This is a genomic window from Stenotrophomonas chelatiphaga (assembly GCF_001431535.1).
In the GTDB taxonomy this organism is placed as follows: domain Bacteria; phylum Pseudomonadota; class Gammaproteobacteria; order Xanthomonadales; family Xanthomonadaceae; genus Stenotrophomonas; species Stenotrophomonas chelatiphaga.
In genome coordinates this window covers 1-16,205 of record NZ_LDJK01000018.1, presented here as the reverse complement: position 1 = coordinate 16,205, position 16,205 = coordinate 1, and the positions used below count along the sequence as shown (strand labels likewise).

Genomic DNA, 16,205 nt, shown 5'->3' with positions numbered 1-16,205 from the left:
GCTCGCCGAGCATGGCTCGGCGCTACCGGGGAACGGCGGGCGCGTTGGTAGCGCCGAGCCATGCTCGGCGGGGTGCGAAAAGCATGACGGCCAGCGGCCGTCACTACCGGGGTCGCGGCGGGCGCGACCCGCCGGGGCGATCAGAGCGCGCGCAGTTCCCATGCGCGATGGATGCGCGCGTTGCGTTCGAAATCCGGCCCGATGGTGCGTGGGCTGATCTCGCGGCAGGTGGCGAACGCGGCGATCGCGTTTTCTTCCAGCTTGAAGCGGCGGAAGTTGTTGGAGAAGTACAGCACGCCACCCGGTGCCAGACGCGCCACGGCCGCACGCAGCAGCCGCAGCTGCTCGCGCTGCACGTCGAAATCTTCGGCACGCGCGGAGTTGGAGAAGGTCGGCGGATCGCAGAAGATCACGTCGTACCGGCCTTCGTCGGCCTCCAGCCACGCCATCGCATCGGCCTGCACCAGCAGGTGCTGGTTGCCGCCCTGCCCGTTCAAGGCCAGGTTGTCGTAGCACCACTGCAGGTAGGTTGCCGACAGGTCCACACTGGTGGTGCTGGCCGCACCCGCCACCGCCGCCTGCACACTGGCCACGCCGGTATAGCAGAACAGATTGAGGAAATGCTTGCCGCGGATCTGTTCGGCCATCGTCCGGCGCAGCGGACGGTGGTCCAGGAACAGGCCGGTATCGAGGTAATCGAACAGGTTCACCCGCAGCAGCGCGTCGTTCTCGCGCACGATGAGGAACTCATCGCGCCGCTCGAAGCGACCGTACTTGCTGCCGCCCTTGCCGCGTTCGCGCGACTTCAGCGCCACCTGCTCCGGCGGAACCTGGAACACCTCGCGCGCGGCCGACAGCAGTTCGTTGCGGCGGCGGCGCACGTCGTTCTCCGGGATGGTCGCCGGCGGGGCGTATTCCTGCACGTGCAGGAAGGTGCGGCCCTTGCCGCCGTCTTCCTGGTACACGTCGATGGCCGCCGCGTATTCGGGCAGGTCTGCATCGTAGGCACGGAAGCAGCTCACCTGCTCGCGCGCTCGCCAGGTCTTGAACTTCTTCAGGTTCTTGCGGATGCGGTTGGCCACCATCTGCGCGCCTTCACTCAGCTCGCGCGGCACGGCCGGGTCGCGCTTGGGCACGGCCACCGGATCACAGACGATCAGCGCGCACTCCAGCGCACCGTTGAACATCTGGTACTTCTTGCCGGCGCGCAGGCCGGTGGCGAAGGCCAGTTCGTCATCGCCACACAGCAGGCTGGCGCGCCACTGCGGCACGGCCTTCTGCAGCGCATCGCCGAGACGGCGATACAGCGCCGGATCGGCCGCCAGCCGCTCGTCATAGGGCGGGTTGCAGACCACTGTACCGATCTCCAGCGGCGGCGCCGGCAGGTCATCGATATCGGCGCGGGTGAAGGTGATCGCATGCGCGACGCCGGCCACTTCGGCATTTTCGCGCGCCGCGGCAATCGCCAGCGGATCGATATCGCTGCCGAACACCACCGGCTTCAGCGCCGCCAGGCCGGCGGTCTCGCGCTCGCGCGCCTCGGTCAGCAGGGCCTTCCAGCTGTCCTTGTCAAAGCCCAGCCAGCGGCTGGGCGGCAGGCTGCCATGGCGCATCAGTCCGGGTGCCACGTCGGCGGCCATCAAGGCGCCTTCGATCAGCAGCGTGCCACTGCCGCACATCGGGTCCAGCAGGCCCCCTCCGGCGGCGTGCAGGCGCGGCCACTGCCCGCGCAGCAGCACGGCGGCGGCGAGGTTTTCGCGCAGCGGCGCATCGTGCGCGGCGCCACGCCAACCGCGGCGGTGCAGCGGGCCACCCCCGAGGTCGATGGAGATCGTGGCCCGGCCCTTGCGCAGGGACAGGTTGATGCGGATGTCCGGCAGATCGGTATTCACCGACGGACGCTCCAGCCCTTCGCTGCGCATGCGGTCGACCACCGCATCCTTGATCCGCTGCGCGGCAAAGCGCGCGTGGGTGATCTTGTCTCCGGAGACGTGGGCATCCACGGCCAGGGTCATCTCCGGCTTCATGTGGTCCTGCCACGGCATCATGTGCACGCCGTCATACAGGGCCTGTTCGTCGGGACATTCGAACTCGGCCAGCGGCCACAGCACGCGGCTGGCCAGGCGCGACCACAGCACCACGCGCTGCGCCTGGGCCAGGTCACCTTCGGCGTTGGCGCCGGCAATGGTAGCGGTCGCCTTGGCGAGGCCCAGGGCCGACAGTTCATCGGCAAGCAGGTATTCCAGGCCCTTGGCGCAGGAGACGAAGAAATTCACGGGATCGGTTTCGCAGGTGGGGCGGCCGCTTGCACGGCGCAGGATCGGGCAGGCCTTGGCAACGGGCCCGCGCCCATGCCGGCGGCACGGGGGCCCCATTGTAATCGCTGGCGGCCCGGCCCGCCCTGACCGGTGTCGGGCGTTGGGAAAGGGCGTGACGACCAACGGTCGTCACCCACCGTGGGGATCGGTCGTCAGCGAGCAAGCCCGTGGTAGCGCCGAGCCGTGCTCGGCGGGGTGCAGGAGCAGGACGGCCAGCGGCCGTCCCTACCGGGGCGTGCCTGTTGCAAGCGCAGGACGGCCAGCGGCCGTCCCTACCGGGGGCGGCGTCTTACAGGCGGCGCAGCAGGGCTTCGAAGGCGGCCGAGGATTCGGCCACGTGGTCGTTCAGGCGATGGCCGTCGTTGACCAGCAGCAGCGATGCCGAGCGCTTGCGCGCCCAGTCGATGACCGCAGTCGCGGGGATCAGTTCGTCATGCCAGGCGTGCACTACGCTGATTGGCACGGCAGCCGCATCCAACGCGGGCATGGGGCCCATGGTGGTCGGCGGCACCATCAGGAACAGGCCCGCCACCGGCACCTGCAGCGAGGCGATGGCGGAAATGTAGGCGCCCAGGCTGGACCCGGCCAGCACCACCGGGCCGCGGGCCGCGGCGGTCGTGGCCAGCACGATCAGCCGCTGCAGCCGTGCCGGCACGTCGCCGAGCCTGCTCACCTCCGCCCTGGCATCCAGGTCCATGAAGTCGGGCCGCTCGTGGGTCCAGCCAAGCCGCTCGGCCACGTCGGCCAGCGCGGTCACCTTGATGGCATCGGGGCCGCTTTCGAAGCCATGCGACAGGATGCAGTGGCCGCGGCTCATGCGGACACCGTCGGGACACGCGCAGCGGTCATTTCGGGAATGCAGTTCATCGCGCAATGCTAGCATCGGCACATGCCGAATCCGCTGATTCCCGGGCTGCAGATCCAGCCGCTGCCCTACCACGACCTGCTGCCCCTGCGCGCGACGGACAGCCTGCAGACGGTGGTGGTGCATTGCACCGAACTGCCGGACCTGGCGATGGCCCGCCAGTACGGTGAGAAGCCGCTGTACGAAAGCGGGACCGGCAACAGCGGACACTTCTACATCGACCGCGATGGCAGCGTGTACCAGTACGTGGCCACCGACCGCATCGCCCACCACGTGCGGGGCATGAACGCGACGTCCATCGGCATCGAGCTGGTCAACACGGGCCGCTATCCGGACTGGTTCGACAGCCGTTGCCAATCCATGCAGGAAGCCTACCCTGCCGCGCAGATCGCGGCCCTGCTCGTGCTGGTGCGCGCGCTGGCGGCGCGCCATCCGTCATTGCGCCACATCGTGGGCCACGACGAGCTGGACCTGGAGCAGATCCCGGCCAGCGACGATGCGGCGATCACGGTGGCGCGCAAGCGCGATCCGGGCCCGTTGTTCCCATGGCACGAGGTGCTGGCCGGCGTCCCGCTCCGGCACGCCGTACCGTAAAAGGGCGGCGGGCCTGCCCGCCACCACGGATGGATTACGCGCCGGTCGCCACCGGCCGGGCTGGGTCACTGATCCAGCCGCTCCACGAATCGGCGTAGACGCGCGCGCCATGCAGGCCGGCCGATTCCATCGCCAGCAACAGATGGCAGGCGGTAACGCCCGATCCACACATCAGCACCACCTGCGCGGGATCATGCGCGCCGATCACCTGCTGCAGTTCGGCACGCAGTGCATCGGCCGGACGCATCCTGCCGTCCACCACGTTCAACGCGAACGGACGGTTGACCGCACCGGGTACGTGGCCGGCCACCGGATCGAGCGGCTCCACTGCACCGCGGAAACGTTCGTTGGCGCGTGCATCGACCAGCCAGCCGGCGGCATGCTTCAGCCGCATCGATACTTCGTCCGCACTCGCCACCTGGCGGCCATCCAGCTGGCCGGGATACGGCGGCAGTGCGGCGGGGGGGATGACCTCCGTGCTTACCGGCAGACCGGACTGCTGCCACGCCGCGAAGCCGCCATCAAGCACGGACACCCGGGCATGCCCCATCAAGCGCAGCAGCCACCACAGGCGTGCGGCGGCCATGCTGCCTTCGGCCGCGTCATACACCACCACCTGGGTGTCCGGGCCGATGCCCCAGCGACCGACGGTGGCAGCAAAGGATGCGCTGTCCGGCAGCGGATGCCGGCCGTGGCCCACGCTGCGCTTGTCTGAAAGATCGTGGTCGAGATCGGCATGCACCGCACCGGGAATGTGCCCGGCGGCGTACTGCGCAGCCCCGGCCTGCGCATCGGTCAGCGAAAACCGCGCATCGACCACGCGCACGGCGGTGCTGGCGGTGGCGCGTGCGTCCACCACGCGGAGCGTATCGGCGTCGAGCATCGCGGCCAATGATGCCGCGTCGACCAGCGGGTTCCAGCGTCCTTCAATGTCGGTCATTGCACTTGCTCCAGGCGACGGCGCAGGTTGTACAGGATGGCTGCGGTGGCGCCCCATATCCGCTGGCCCGGCCAGCTGTATTCCAGGACATGGCGCACGCGCCCGCGATGGGTGATTTCCACGTGGCGCAGGTTGTCCGGAGACATCAGGAAATCCAGCGGCACTTCGAACACATCGGCCACTTCATCAGGGGATGGAATGGGCTTGAAGGCCGGATCGATCACCGCCACCACCGGCGTCACGCGGTAACCGGTAATGGTCACGAACGGATCCAGATAACCGAGTGCCTGCACCTGGCCGGCCGCCAACGCAATCTCTTCGTTGCTTTCGCGCAACGCCGCGGCAACCGCATCGGCGTCATCGGCTTCGGTGCGGCCGCCGGGAAAACCCACCTGGCCACCATGCTGGCGCAGCGCTTCGGTGCGGCGGGTCAGGATCACCTGCGCGCCGGTGGCACGCGGCACGATACCGGCCAGCACGGCCGCTTCGACCAGCGGCCCGGGGGGCAGCAGGTCGATCAGTTCGCTGCGGTTCCAGCCATCACCTTGGGGCGGCGCATCCAGCGGATGCAGCGCGCGCATCAGGCGTTGGTGGTCGGCCAGCGAGCCTTCCAGTGAAGCGCGGAGCTGCTCGCGCAGCGGCAGCCGATGGTGCATGACGTGCTGCCGTTCGCGCTCGCTCATCGACGACCACCGCGCGATTTCGTCGATGCTGCGCAGGCAGCCGGTGCACGACCGATGCGGGTCGAGTTCGCATTTTCCAATGCAGGGACTGGGCACGGCACGTGCTGTTTTTTCCGTGGTTTGCACCGCCGTACATTACCGCGAATGTGCCACGGCCGGCACCCGGCGCAAACAAAAACGCGCCGGTGGAAGCCACCGGCGCGTCGGGTAGAACCGTGTTGCTGATTACTTGACGCTGACCAGCTTGATTTCAAACTGCACGGCCACGTTCGGCGGGAACGGGGTACGCGGGTCCGCACCGTAGGCCTGTTCCGGCGGCAGGGTGACTTCCCACTTCGAACCGGCCGGCATCTGCAGCAGGGTCTCGCGCATGGCCTTCATTTCCACTTCGCTCAGCTTCATCGCAGGAATCTGCTGGGCGGGACGGGCTTCAGCCGGGCGGGTGCCGTACGGGAACGGACCGGCCACTTCCAGCTGCACGGTGCTGGCCTGGGTCGGCTTGGCGCCGTTGCCGGCTTCGATCACGCGGTACTGCACGCCGCTGGCGAGGGTCTGCACGCCCGACTTGGCCTTGTTGGTGGCCAGGAACTGGGTGCTCTTGGTCTTGTTTTCAGCAGCAGCCTTGTCGTACTCGGCCTTGGCAGCCTGCGCACGACCCTGCTCGCGCTTCTGGAACGCTTCAACGGCCGGCTTCAGCTGGTCGGCGGTGATGGCCGGCTGCTTCTTGGCGTAGGCATCCTGCAGGCCCTTCACCACCGAGTTGATGTCCAGCTGTTCACCGCGACCGGTCAGCTCGGCAAGGTTATTGCCGTAGTCGTAACCGAAGTAATAGCTGAGCTTGCCCTTTTCGGACGCAACGTCCTGGGCGAAGGCATTGCCCGTCAGGGCCAGGGCCGCGACGGCGACCGCGATAGAACGCAACTTCATCAAACAATTCTCCAGGGGTGGTAACTCAGGGGGCGTTTTCGCCGCCCTGAGGCGACGGGTTAGGATAGCGGCCGCGAGGGGGGTTCCGCTACTGACAACGCAGGCTTTGACCTGACTGCGTTTCAAGAGTTCAACATCACTATTTTTTAACGTTTCTGGAGATTCAGCGTGGCCGACGCCCCGATTGCCGCCCCCGTTGTCGTATTGGACCACGGTTTCATCCGCACCGTGACGGTGCAGCGGCCGGAGAAACTCAATGCGCTCAACGGGGAAACCCTGCGCGCACTGGCTGCAGCCTTCGAGCAGGCCGCCCAGGACCCGGCCGTACGCGTCGTGATCCTGACCGGCGCCGGGCCGAAAGCCTTCGTTGCAGGGGCTGACATCAGCGAGATGAATACCCTGTCGGCCGTGGAGGGACGGGACTTTTCCCTTCTGGGCCAGCGCCTTATGCGTCAGATCGAGCGGATGCCCAAGCCGGTCATCGCGCGCGTCAACGGGTTCGCGCTGGGTGGCGGGCTGGAACTGGCCATGGCCTGCCACCTGCGCATTGCCGTCGATACCGCCCGGCTGGGCCAGCCGGAGATCACCCTGGGACTGATTCCCGGCTTCGGCGGCAGCCAGCGCCTGCTGCGCCTGTGCGGGCGCGCCGCAGCGCTGGAACTGTGCCTGCTGGGCACCCCGATCGATGCCGCGCGGGCGCTGCAGCTGGGGCTGGTCAACGAGGTCGCCAGCGCCGATGACCTGGATGCGCGGGTAGCCGGACTTGCCGAGCGGCTGGCAAACGCGGCGCCGCTGGCCGTGCGTGCGCTGCTGGATGCGGTACACGTGGGCGGCGAATGCAGCCTGGAATCGGGGCTGGAATACGAAAGTGCGCAGTTCGGGCTGCTGTTTGCCACCCACGACATGCGAGAAGGCACCAGCGCCTTCCTTGAGCGGCGTGCCGCCATGTTCCAGAACCGCTGAACCATGGCCCGCGTGATCGACCCTGCGCTGTTGTTGCAGCGGGTGCTGGCCGACGACCTGGATGGCGCCGTGCAGGCTGGCCTGATGGAGTACGCGCCCGGTGATGCCGATGGCAGCCGGGTGCCCGGGCATCCGGATCTGCCGCAGCGCTTGCTGCAGGCCCAGCACCAACTGCGCCGGGCCTGGGCGGCACGTGAGCGCTACCGGGCACGCGCGGTACGCCTGGCGCGCCGCGATGCCGAGCGTGATGCGCGCCGTGCACCGCCGCCGGCACCCGACCAGAAGCCTGCCCTGCCCTCTGCCGCCGCGGCGATCCTGGCCCGCGCGAAGGCGCGCGCCGCCGCATCGAAAGGAAACTGATGGCTACCGCCAGCAAGACCGCACGCGCACCCGCGCGGCGTACCGCGAAGATGCCGCGCGCCGACGTGGTGGAAATGTTCACCCGGCTGCGCGAACTCAATCCGCACCCGAAGACCGAGCTGGAATACAGCTCGCCGTTCGAGCTGCTGGTGGCCGTGGCACTGTCCGCGCAGGCCACCGACGTGGGCGTCAACAAGGCCACGCGCAAGCTGTTTCCGGTGGCCAACACGCCGCAGGCAATCCTGGACCTGGGCGAGGAAGGACTGAAGCGCTACATCTCCACCATCGGCCTGTTCAACGCCAAGGCGAAGAATGTGATCGCCGCCTGCCGCCTGCTGGTCGAGCAGCACGGCAGCGTGGTGCCGCAGGACCGCGCCGCGCTGGAAGCCCTGCCCGGCGTGGGCCGCAAGACCGCCAACGTGGTGCTCAACACCGCCTTCGGGCAGCCGACCATGGCGGTGGATACGCATATTTTCCGCGTTTCCAACCGAACCGGGCTGGCACCGGGCAAGGACGTGCGCGCGGTCGAGGACGGGCTGATGAAGGCGATTCCAGCGGAGTTCCTGCTCGATGCGCACCACTGGTTGATCCTGCACGGGCGCTATGTGTGCAAAGCGCGCAAACCGGACTGTCCGCAGTGCGTGATCCGCGATCTGTGCCGCTTCAAGGACAAGACGCTGGCCGCCTGACGCGGGCACACGCGCTGCCATCGGGACGCAATCCTGCCGTCATATGGGTCGGGCCTGATAGGCACCTTGTTGGTGGGCAAGGCCCCTCGCGGCCGACGGCCGTTCGCGAACTGTCATATTTACGCAATCTTCACGATCTAGCCTGCGCGCATCTTCCCACCTGCCTGCAAGGCTACTTTCTCCATGAAACTGCATCGCCAACTTCTCACTGCGGCCGTTGCGGCTGCGCTGTTCGTCCCGGCCGCCCACGCTGAAGTGGCCATCGATGTGATCGGCGGCTCGGAGATCACCTTCGAAGGCCTGGTCCAGGCCGATGGCAACTGGTTCGACAACGATGTAGCCGACCTCAACGGCGGCGATGCAGCCAACGGCAAGGACAGCGAATTCGAGCTGCGCCGCGCCGAACTGGTGCTCAAGGGCAAGGGCCCGGGCAACGTGGAATGGGTGGTCGGCTACGACGCCAAGGCTGACAAGTTCCTCGACACCAACATCAAGTACAAGCTGGGTGGCAACAGCAACCACTACCTGCAGTTGGGCCAGTACAAGCAGCCCAACAGCCTGGAAGAGCTGTCCAGCACCAAGAACAACGACTTCATCTCCAAGGCCGCCGTCACCAACACCTACGCGGTGGCGCGTCGCCTCGGCGGCGCCTGGGGCTACGGCCAGGACAACTGGTCGGTGACCGCCAGCGCCTTCGGCCGCGAACTGACCCGCAACCTGGCCCACGGCAGCGGCTACGGCGCGCGCGGCACCTTCGCCCCGATCAACGAAAAGGGCCAGGTGCTGCATTTCGGCCTGAGCTACGTGGCCTACGACACCGACGCAGATACCCTGCGCGTGCGTGCCCGTCCGAACGCCGACCTGGCCACCGTGCGCCTCGTCGACAGCGGCAACATGGTCGACACCGACCGCGTCACCACGCTGGGCGTGGAAGCGATGTACATCGGCGGCCCGTTCAAGGCGCAAGGTGAGTACTACAGCAGCAAGGCCAAGCGCATGGCCAACGACAACTACACCAGCGATGGCTTCTATGTCAGCGGCCTGTGGAACATCACCGGCGAGACCTGGGGCTACAAGGGCGGCGTGCCGGGCACCGGCCTGCCGGACAACCCGGGCAGCGGCATGTGGCAGCTTGGCGCACGTTACGACCACATGGACCTCAACGACGGCAACCTGAGCGCCAACCCGGTCGCCGGTCGTCCGCCGATCGTGGACGGCGTGCTGGGCGGCAAGATGGATATCTGGACCGTGGGCGTGAACTACTACTGGCGCTCCAACACCAAGTTCGCGCTGAACTACGTGATGGTGGACAGCGAGAAGTACAGCTCCAGCGCGCGTGGCTTCGTCAACGACGACCCGAACATCCTGGAAGCGCGCCTGCAGTTCTTCTGGTAAGCCCCGCAGTTGCAGTCAGCTGATCGTGGAGGGCACGGCATTGCGCCGTGCCCTTCTGCGTTTGCGGGCTGATCGGCCGCGGAAGCTTTTTCGCGCTGTCATGGATGCGTCATGTGACAGTCGCGCTGGTGTCACGAAATGGTTATGGAATGTGCAGCGACACGACGGGTACTCACCCGTCCACCACCCAGGAGCCATCCCCGTGATCCACGCCTTCAAGTCGCGCGCCGCCGTCGCCATCCTGGCCGCGTCGTCCGTCTTCGCCGCCAACGCCGCTGATGTGACCGGCGCCGGCGCGTCCTTCATCTTCCCCGTGATGTCCAAGTGGTCGGCCGATTACACCGTCGCCACCGGCAAGAAGGTCAATTACCAGTCCATCGGTTCCGGCGGTGGCATCGCGCAGATCAAGGCCGCCACGGTCGACTTCGGTTCCTCCGATGCCCCGCTGAAGCCGGAAGAACTGGCGGCTGCAGGCCTGGCCCAGTTCCCGTCGGTGATCGGCGGCGTGGTGCCGGTGATCAACGTGGCCGGCATCGCCCCGGGCGCGCTGAAGCTGGATGGCGCCACCCTGGCCAACATCTTCCTGGGCAAGATCAAGACCTGGAACGACCCGGCCATCGCCGCGCTGAACCCGGGCCTGACCCTGCCGGCTGCGAAGGTCACCATCGTCCACCGTTCGGACGGTTCGGGCACCACCTTCAACTTCGTCAACTACCTGTCCAAAGTCAGCCCGGAGTGGAAGACCAAGGTCGGTGAAGGCACCTCGGTCCAGTGGCCGGCCGGCATCGGCGGCAAGGGCAACGAAGGCGTCGCCGCGTACGTCAAGCAGATCAAGGGCGGCATCGGCTACGTCGAACTGTCCTACGCCCTGCAGAACCGCATGTCCTATGCGTCGATGAAGAACGCCGCCGGCAATGTCGTGCAACCGTCGGACACCACCTTCGCCGCTGCGGCCGCCAGCGCCGACTGGGCCAACGCCAAGGACTTCTACCTGGTGATGACCAACGCACCGGGCGCCCAGGCCTGGCCGATCACCGCCACAAACTTCATCCTGGTGCGCAAGCAGCCGCGCAACGTGGCCAACGCCAAGGCGACCCAGGACTTCTTCCGCTGGATCTACAAGAGCGGTGACAACCAAGCCAAGCAGCTGGACTACGTGCCGCTGCCGGACAGCCTGGTGCAGCAGATCGAAACGTATTGGACGCAGAACCTGAAGTACTGATCCATCGAGGCATGGGGCCGGCGGGGACTCTCTCCCTCCGCCGGCCCTTTCCGGGGCGCGCGACCTTCCAGGGTTGCGCGTTTTTTTTTGCGCCCGGTCTTCCTGCAGGAACGCGGTGCCGGGTGGGGTAGTGCCGGACACGCCGTAAGTACGTCCTTGTAGGCTGCGTCGCCGCATCCATGCGGCTCAGCGTCCTGCACTACCGCACCCGGCACCGCTGGGGACAGACTGCGGGCGCGGTGGGGGTGAAAGGCGAGAGCAGAAGCCGCGCAGTTCGGGTGGCGCAGGTGCCTTGGCTGGACGGCGCTGGGTCGTGAAAGGCCCGTCAACAGGGGCGCTGCGGGTAGCCTGTCACCTGCGTCATCAGGTTGTAACAAAAACATCATTTCATAGCCGCAACCGCCGGACAGACCGGCAACCTACCGCTATGGAGTGACGCATGAAACTGCAGAAGGCCGGCCTGGCCACCCTTTCCCTGGCCATTGCCCTCGGCCTGTCGGCCTGCGGCGGCAACGAAGCACCGACCGCCCAGCAGCCGGCTGACGGCTCCACCGCTGCGGCCCCGGCCGCCGGTGACAAGGTCAGCGCCGAAGTCTCCGGCGCCGGCGCTTCCTTCATCTTCCCGCTGGTGTCCAAGTGGTCGGCCGATTACAACGCCGCCAGCGGCGCCAAGATCAACTACCAGTCGATCGGCTCCGGCGGCGGCATCGCGCAGATCAAGGCGGGCACCGTCGATTTCGGTTCCTCGGACAAGCCGCTGAGCAGCGAAGAGCTGGCCCAGTCCGGCCTGGCGCAGTTCCCGTCGGCCATCGGCGGCGTGGTGCCGGTGGTCAACATCGAAGGCCTGGAGCCGGGCAAGCTGCGCCTGAGTGGCACCCTGCTGGCGGACATCTTCCTGGGCAAGATCAAGACCTGGAACGACCCGGCGATCATCGCCGCCAACCCGGGCGTGACCCTGCCGGAAGGCAAGATCACCCTGGTCCACCGCTCCGACGGTTCGGGCACCACCTTCAACTTCACCAACTACCTGTCCAAGGTCAGCGCGGACTGGAAGGGCAAGGTCGGCGAAGGCACCTCCGTACAGTGGCCGGACGGCGTCGGTGGCAAGGGCAACGAAGGCGTGGCTTCGTACGTGAAGCAGATCAAGGGTTCCATCGGCTACGTCGAACTGGCCTACGCCCTGCAGAACAGCATGCCGTACACCTCCATGCAGAACGCGGCCGGCACCTGGGTGCAGCCGAGCGCTGAAACCTTCGCCGCCGCGGCCGCCAGCGCCGACTGGGCCAGTGCCAAGGACTTCAACCTGGTCATCACCAATGCACCGGGTGAGCAGGCCTGGCCGATCACCGCCACCAACTTCATGCTGATGCAGAAGCAGCCCAAGGATGCCAAGCGCAACCAGGACGCGCTGGCGTTCTTCAAGTGGGCCTTCGAAAACGGCCAGACCCAGGCCAACGAGCTGCACTACGTGCCGCTGCCGGCCGAGCTGGTCACCCAGATCGAAGCCTACTGGGGCACCGAACTGAAGTGATGCCGGCACGGTGCCCGCCCCGCGCGGGCACCGTCCTTCTGCGTACCGCATCACCCCGCCCCCAACTGGCCGCGCCGCCCATCCCATGAATGCCATCGCACAGCCTGCCGCCGTACCTTCCACGCGTGACACGCGTGATGCCCGCAACGACCGCCTGTTCCGCTGGGTGCTGGTCGGCACCGTCATCTTCGTCCTGGCCGCGCTGGCCTGCGCCGCGCTGTCGATGCTGTGGGGCGGTCGCCACGCCCTGGAAGCGCAGGGCCTGAGTTTCTTCTACTCCTCCGAATGGAATCCGGTGGAGAACAAATTCGGTGCGCTGGCACCGATCTACGGCACCCTGGTCACCGCGCTGATCGCGATGGTGATCGCCGTACCGGTGAGCTTCGGCATCGCCTTCTTCCTGACCGAAGTCGCCCCGCGCTGGCTGCGTGGCCCGGTCGGCACCGCCATCGAACTGCTGGCCGGCATTCCTTCCATCATCTACGGCATGTGGGGCCTGTTCGTGCTGGTGCCGGTGATGACCGAGCATGTGACCCCCTTCCTCAACGAAACCCTGGGCGAATGGCCGATCATCGGTCCGATGTTCCAGGGTCCGCCGCTGGGCATCGGCATACTCACCGCCGGTTTCGTGCTGGCCATCATGGTCATTCCGTTCATCTCTTCGGTGATGCGCGAAGTGTTCCTGACCGTGCCGACCCGCCTGAAGGAATCGGCGTATGCGCTGGGTTCGACCAAGTGGGAAGTCAGCTGGGACATCGTGCTGCCCTACACCCGTTCGGCGGTGATCGGCGGCATCTTCCTCGGCCTGGGGCGCGCCCTGGGCGAGACCATGGCCGTGGCCTTCGTGATCGGCAACAGCGTGCGCCTGTCGCCGTCGCTGCTGGAGCCGGGTACCACCATCGCCGCGTTGATCGCCAATGACTTCGGCGAGGCCACCGAAACCTACCGTTCGGCGCTGCTGCTGCTCGGCTTCGTACTGTTCATCGTCACCTTCGTGGTGCTCGCCATCGCCCGCCTGATGTTGATGCGCCTGTCCCGCAAGGAGGGCAACTGATGTCCACTGCCACTGAATCGCTGTACCTGCGCCGTCGCATCGGCAACGTCATCGCGATCCTGCTGTCCGTCGTCACCGCGCTGTTCGGCCTGTTCTTCCTCGGCTGGATCCTGTGGACGCTGTTTTCCAAGGGCATCCCGGGCATCAACTGGGCGCTGTTCACCCAGATGACCCCGCCGCCGATGCAGGAAGGTGGCCTGGCCAATGCCTTCTACGGCAGCGCGGTGATGTGCGCCATGGCGATCGGCATCGGCACCCCGCTGGGCGTGCTGGCCGGCACCTGGCTGGCCGAGTACGGCAACTTCCGCAAGGCCGGCACCGTGGTCCGCTTCGTCAACGACATCCTGCTGTCGGCCCCGTCGATCGTGCTCGGCCTGTTCGTCTACACGCTGTTCGTGATGCAGACCGGCGGCAGCTTCTCCGCCTTCGCCGGTGCGCTGGCGCTGGCCTTCATCGTGCTGCCGGTGGTGGTACGCACCACTGACGAGATGCTGCGCCTGGTGCCTTCGCAGATGCGCGAAGCGGCGCTGTCGCTGGGCATCCCGCAGTGGAAGGTCACCGTGCAGGTGCTGTATCGCAGCGCGTCGGCCGGCATCGTCACCGGCATCCTGCTGGCGCTGGCACGCATTTCCGGCGAGACCGCCCCGCTGCTGTTCACCGCCTTCGGCAACCAGTACTGGAGCAGCAACGTGTTCCAGCCGATGGCCTCGGTGCCGGTGGTGATGAACCAGTTCGCCGGCAGCCCGTACGAATCCTGGCAGGTGCTGGCCTGGGCCGGCGCGCTGGTGCTGACCGTCTTCGTGCTCCTTATCAGCCTGAGCGCACGCGGCATCCTGCTGCGCAACCGTATCTCCCATGACTGACCTTTCCGCGGACACTGCCATGAACGATCTTTCCAACGCCGTGCCGATGCAGCGCATCGTGGTCCCGGCCTCGCATGAATCGCTTGCCACCCCGGCGCCGGTCAAGCTGACCGCGCGTGGACTGGACTTCTACTACGACAAGTTCCATGCCCTGAAGGGCATCGACATCGAAGTGCCGGAAAAGCGCGTCACCGCGCTGATCGGTCCGTCCGGCTGCGGCAAGTCGACCCTGCTGCGCATCTTCAACCGCATCTACGCGCTGTACCCGAAGCTGGAAGCGCGCGGCGAAGTGCTGCTGGATGGTGAGAACATCCTGTCGCCGAAGTACCCGATGAACCGCCTGCGCAGCAAGGTCGGCATGGTGTTCCAGAAGCCGGTTCCGTTCCCGATGACCATCTTCGAGAACGTGGCCTACGGCATCCGCCACCACGAAAAACTGTCCAAGGCGGACATGAACGACCGCGTCGAACATGCGCTGCGCCAGGGCGCGCTGTGGGACGAAGTGAAGGACAAGCTGGGCCAGAGCGCATTGGGCCTGTCCGGTGGCCAGCAGCAGCGCCTGTGCATCGCACGCGCCGTCGCCCTGCGCCCGGACGTGCTGCTGCTGGACGAACCGACCTCCGCGCTGGATCCGATCTCCACCAGCCGCATCGAACAGCTGGTGGAAGAGCTCAAGCACGACTACACCATCGTCATCGTGACCCACAACATGCAGCAGGCCGCGCGTGTTTCGGACTACACCGCCTTCATGTACCTGGGCGACCTGATCGAGCATGACCGGACCGAGGTGATCTTCTCGCAGCCCAGCAAGCAGCAGACCGAAGACTACATCACCGGCCGCTTCGGCTGATCCGCCGCACGCCCCCTTCCGAGAGCACAGACATGAACCTTCCCAACGACCACATCGTCAAGAGTTACGACGAAGAGCAGCAGCGCCTGGTGGCCGAAATCGTGCGCATGGGCGAGATGGCCGTGGCCCAGCTCGAGGCGTCGATGGACGTGATCGAGAAGCGCGACGAGAATGCCGCCCGCCGCATCATCGCCAACGACGAAGCCATCGACGCGCTGGAACAGCAGATCAGCCACGACGTCATGCGCCTGTCGCTGCGTGGCCCGATGGCGCGCGACCTGCGCGAGATCCTCGCCGGCCTGCGCATCCCGGCCGATATCGAACGCATCGGCGACTATGCCGCCAACGTGGCCAAGCGCTCCATCGCGCTGGGCAGGGTGCCGCCGCTGCCGCAGATCCAGGGCCTGCGTGCGCTGGGCCGGCTGGCCGCGGTGCAGGTGCGTCGGGCCATCGAAGCCTATCGGGACAACGACGTGGACGCGGCGCTGGCGCTGCGCGAGGACGACGCACGCCTGGATGCGCAGTACACCGCGCTGTTCCGCGAGCTGCTGACCTACATGATGGAAGACCCGCGCAACATCACCCCGTGCACCCACCTGCTGTTCATGGCCAAGAACCTGGAGCGGGTCGGCGACCACGCCACCAACATCGCCGAAAACGTCTGGTTCCTGGTGCATGGCGAACAGCCGCTGCCGCCGCGCGAGAAGCGCGACGAGACCTCCAGCGCCGCGGAATGATCCGTGGCACGGTGTTGCCTGGAAGCCGAGCCCTGCTCGGCTTTCCTCGTTCGAGGCCGCCGTTGGGGGGGAAGGCCCTCGCTGGCTGGCCGCAGCCGCTCGCCGGCAACCCCATGGGCCGGGGCCGACCGGCCGCCTCTGTTAGAATTCGGGTATGACTGACACCCCGCTGCCCTCGCCCGTCGACGCCCCTGCCCCGCCCCCTGCCACGCAT

Annotated in this window: 16 protein-coding genes; 11 read left to right on the top strand and 5 right to left on the bottom strand. The window is 66.9% G+C overall.

Annotated elements, in window-relative coordinates; genetic code table 11:
* Window positions 1–140: 140 nt before the first annotated feature.
* The gene (gene rlmKL, locus ABB28_RS05850; RefSeq protein ID WP_057507743.1) at window positions 141–2,276 is read right to left on the bottom strand and encodes a bifunctional 23S rRNA (guanine(2069)-N(7))-methyltransferase RlmK/23S rRNA (guanine(2445)-N(2))-methyltransferase RlmL; all 2,136 of its coding nucleotides are present in this window, start codon (window positions 2,274–2,276) and stop codon (window positions 141–143) included.
* 331 nt (window positions 2,277–2,607) lie between these two features.
* Complete coding sequence (locus tag ABB28_RS05845) at window positions 2,608–3,135, bottom strand: alpha/beta hydrolase (protein WP_057507742.1); 528 nt, start codon at window positions 3,133–3,135, stop codon at window positions 2,608–2,610.
* Window positions 3,136–3,207: 72 nt separating this feature from the next.
* On the opposite strand from ABB28_RS05845, the gene ABB28_RS05840 reads away from it, so the two are divergent.
* A complete protein-coding gene (locus ABB28_RS05840) occupies window positions 3,208–3,777 on the top strand; it encodes an N-acetylmuramoyl-L-alanine amidase (protein ID WP_057507741.1) in 570 nt (189 codons plus the stop codon).
* A 34-nt stretch (window positions 3,778–3,811) separates the two neighbouring features.
* On the opposite strand, the gene ABB28_RS05835 is transcribed toward ABB28_RS05840, so the two are convergent.
* The 3 genes from ABB28_RS05835 to ABB28_RS05825 all read right to left on the bottom strand — a co-directional run bounded on the left by ABB28_RS05835 (window position 3,812) and on the right by ABB28_RS05825 (window position 6,327).
* On the bottom strand, window positions 3,812–4,717 hold the full coding sequence (locus ABB28_RS05835; RefSeq protein WP_057507740.1) for a sulfurtransferase: 906 nt from the start codon (window positions 4,715–4,717) through the stop codon (window positions 3,812–3,814).
* Window positions 4,714–5,526 carry a CoA pyrophosphatase gene (locus ABB28_RS05830; protein WP_057507739.1) on the bottom strand — a complete coding sequence of 271 codons (813 nt, stop codon included), beginning with the start codon at window positions 5,524–5,526 and terminating at the stop codon, window positions 4,714–4,716. Before ABB28_RS05830 ends, ABB28_RS05835 begins: the two co-directional genes overlap by 4 nt.
* A 99-nt stretch (window positions 5,527–5,625) precedes the next feature.
* Window positions 5,626–6,327 (bottom strand): FKBP-type peptidyl-prolyl cis-trans isomerase N-terminal domain-containing protein, encoded by a 702-nt coding sequence (locus ABB28_RS05825; protein WP_057507738.1) that lies wholly within the window; start codon window positions 6,325–6,327, stop codon window positions 5,626–5,628.
* 168 nt (window positions 6,328–6,495) lie between these two features.
* Here ABB28_RS05825 and ABB28_RS05820 point away from each other — a divergent pair, with 168 nt between their 5' ends.
* From ABB28_RS05820 to phoU, 10 genes are all read left to right on the top strand, one after another.
* A complete protein-coding gene (locus ABB28_RS05820; protein ID WP_152983405.1) occupies window positions 6,496–7,290 on the top strand; it encodes an enoyl-CoA hydratase-related protein in 795 nt (264 codons plus the stop codon).
* Between the two features lie 3 nt (window positions 7,291–7,293).
* Window positions 7,294–7,650, top strand: coding sequence for a hypothetical protein (locus ABB28_RS05815; RefSeq protein ID WP_057507737.1), 357 nt, complete (start codon window positions 7,294–7,296; stop codon window positions 7,648–7,650).
* On the top strand, window positions 7,650–8,339 hold the full coding sequence (gene nth / locus ABB28_RS05810) for an endonuclease III (RefSeq protein ID WP_057507736.1): 690 nt from the start codon (window positions 7,650–7,652) through the stop codon (window positions 8,337–8,339). Before ABB28_RS05815 ends, nth begins: the two co-directional genes overlap by 1 nt.
* 183 nt (window positions 8,340–8,522) lie before the next feature.
* Entirely contained in the window at window positions 8,523–9,734 is a 1,212-nt protein-coding gene (locus ABB28_RS05805; RefSeq protein WP_057507735.1) for an OprO/OprP family phosphate-selective porin, read from the top strand.
* A 202-nt stretch (window positions 9,735–9,936) separates the two neighbouring features.
* Window positions 9,937–10,956 carry a phosphate ABC transporter substrate-binding protein PstS gene (gene pstS / locus ABB28_RS05800; protein ID WP_042614357.1) on the top strand — a complete coding sequence of 340 codons (1,020 nt, stop codon included), beginning with the start codon at window positions 9,937–9,939 and terminating at the stop codon, window positions 10,954–10,956.
* Between the two features lie 439 nt (window positions 10,957–11,395).
* Entirely contained in the window at window positions 11,396–12,487 is a 1,092-nt protein-coding gene (gene pstS, locus ABB28_RS05795; RefSeq protein ID WP_057507734.1) for a phosphate ABC transporter substrate-binding protein PstS, read from the top strand.
* Between the two features lie 85 nt (window positions 12,488–12,572).
* Entirely contained in the window at window positions 12,573–13,541 is a 969-nt protein-coding gene (gene pstC / locus ABB28_RS05790; RefSeq protein ID WP_057507733.1) for a phosphate ABC transporter permease subunit PstC, read from the top strand.
* Window positions 13,541–14,404 (top strand): phosphate ABC transporter permease PstA, encoded by an 864-nt coding sequence (gene pstA / locus ABB28_RS05785; RefSeq protein WP_057507732.1) that lies wholly within the window; start codon window positions 13,541–13,543, stop codon window positions 14,402–14,404. The genes pstC and pstA overlap by 1 nt, the downstream gene beginning before the upstream one ends.
* Window positions 14,405–14,423: 19 nt before the next feature.
* Window positions 14,424–15,254, top strand: a complete 831-nt coding sequence (pstB, locus tag ABB28_RS05780) for a phosphate ABC transporter ATP-binding protein PstB (protein WP_057507731.1) — start codon at window positions 14,424–14,426, stop codon at window positions 15,252–15,254.
* A 32-nt stretch (window positions 15,255–15,286) separates the two neighbouring features.
* Window positions 15,287–15,991: a phosphate signaling complex protein PhoU gene (phoU, locus tag ABB28_RS05775; protein WP_057507730.1), complete on the top strand. Its 705-nt coding sequence runs from the start codon at window positions 15,287–15,289 to the stop codon at window positions 15,989–15,991.
* Window positions 15,992–16,205: the final 214 nt, after the last annotated feature.

Excerpts from the sequence above, each read along its gene's own strand:
- ABB28_RS05825 (WP_057507738.1), bottom strand. The coding sequence starts at position 6,327 with ATGAAGTTGCGTTCTATCGCGGTCGCCGTCGCGGCCCTGGCCCTGACG.
- pstC (WP_057507733.1), top strand. The coding sequence starts at position 12,573 with ATGAATGCCATCGCACAGCCTGCCGCCGTACCTTCCACGCGTGACACG.
- phoU (WP_057507730.1), top strand. The coding sequence starts at position 15,287 with ATGAACCTTCCCAACGACCACATCGTCAAGAGTTACGACGAAGAGCAG.
- nth (WP_057507736.1), top strand. The coding sequence starts at position 7,650 with ATGGCTACCGCCAGCAAGACCGCACGCGCACCCGCGCGGCGTACCGCG.
- ABB28_RS05835 (WP_057507740.1), bottom strand. The coding sequence starts at position 4,717 with ATGACCGACATTGAAGGACGCTGGAACCCGCTGGTCGACGCGGCATCA.
- pstS (WP_057507734.1), top strand. The coding sequence starts at position 11,396 with ATGAAACTGCAGAAGGCCGGCCTGGCCACCCTTTCCCTGGCCATTGCC.
- ABB28_RS05805 (WP_057507735.1), top strand. The coding sequence starts at position 8,523 with ATGAAACTGCATCGCCAACTTCTCACTGCGGCCGTTGCGGCTGCGCTG.
- pstA (WP_057507732.1), top strand. The coding sequence starts at position 13,541 with ATGTCCACTGCCACTGAATCGCTGTACCTGCGCCGTCGCATCGGCAAC.
- ABB28_RS05815 (WP_057507737.1), top strand. The coding sequence starts at position 7,294 with ATGGCCCGCGTGATCGACCCTGCGCTGTTGTTGCAGCGGGTGCTGGCC.
- pstB (WP_057507731.1), top strand. The coding sequence starts at position 14,424 with ATGAACGATCTTTCCAACGCCGTGCCGATGCAGCGCATCGTGGTCCCG.
- ABB28_RS05845 (WP_057507742.1), bottom strand. The coding sequence starts at position 3,135 with ATGAGCCGCGGCCACTGCATCCTGTCGCATGGCTTCGAAAGCGGCCCC.
- ABB28_RS05840 (WP_057507741.1), top strand. The coding sequence starts at position 3,208 with ATGCCGAATCCGCTGATTCCCGGGCTGCAGATCCAGCCGCTGCCCTAC.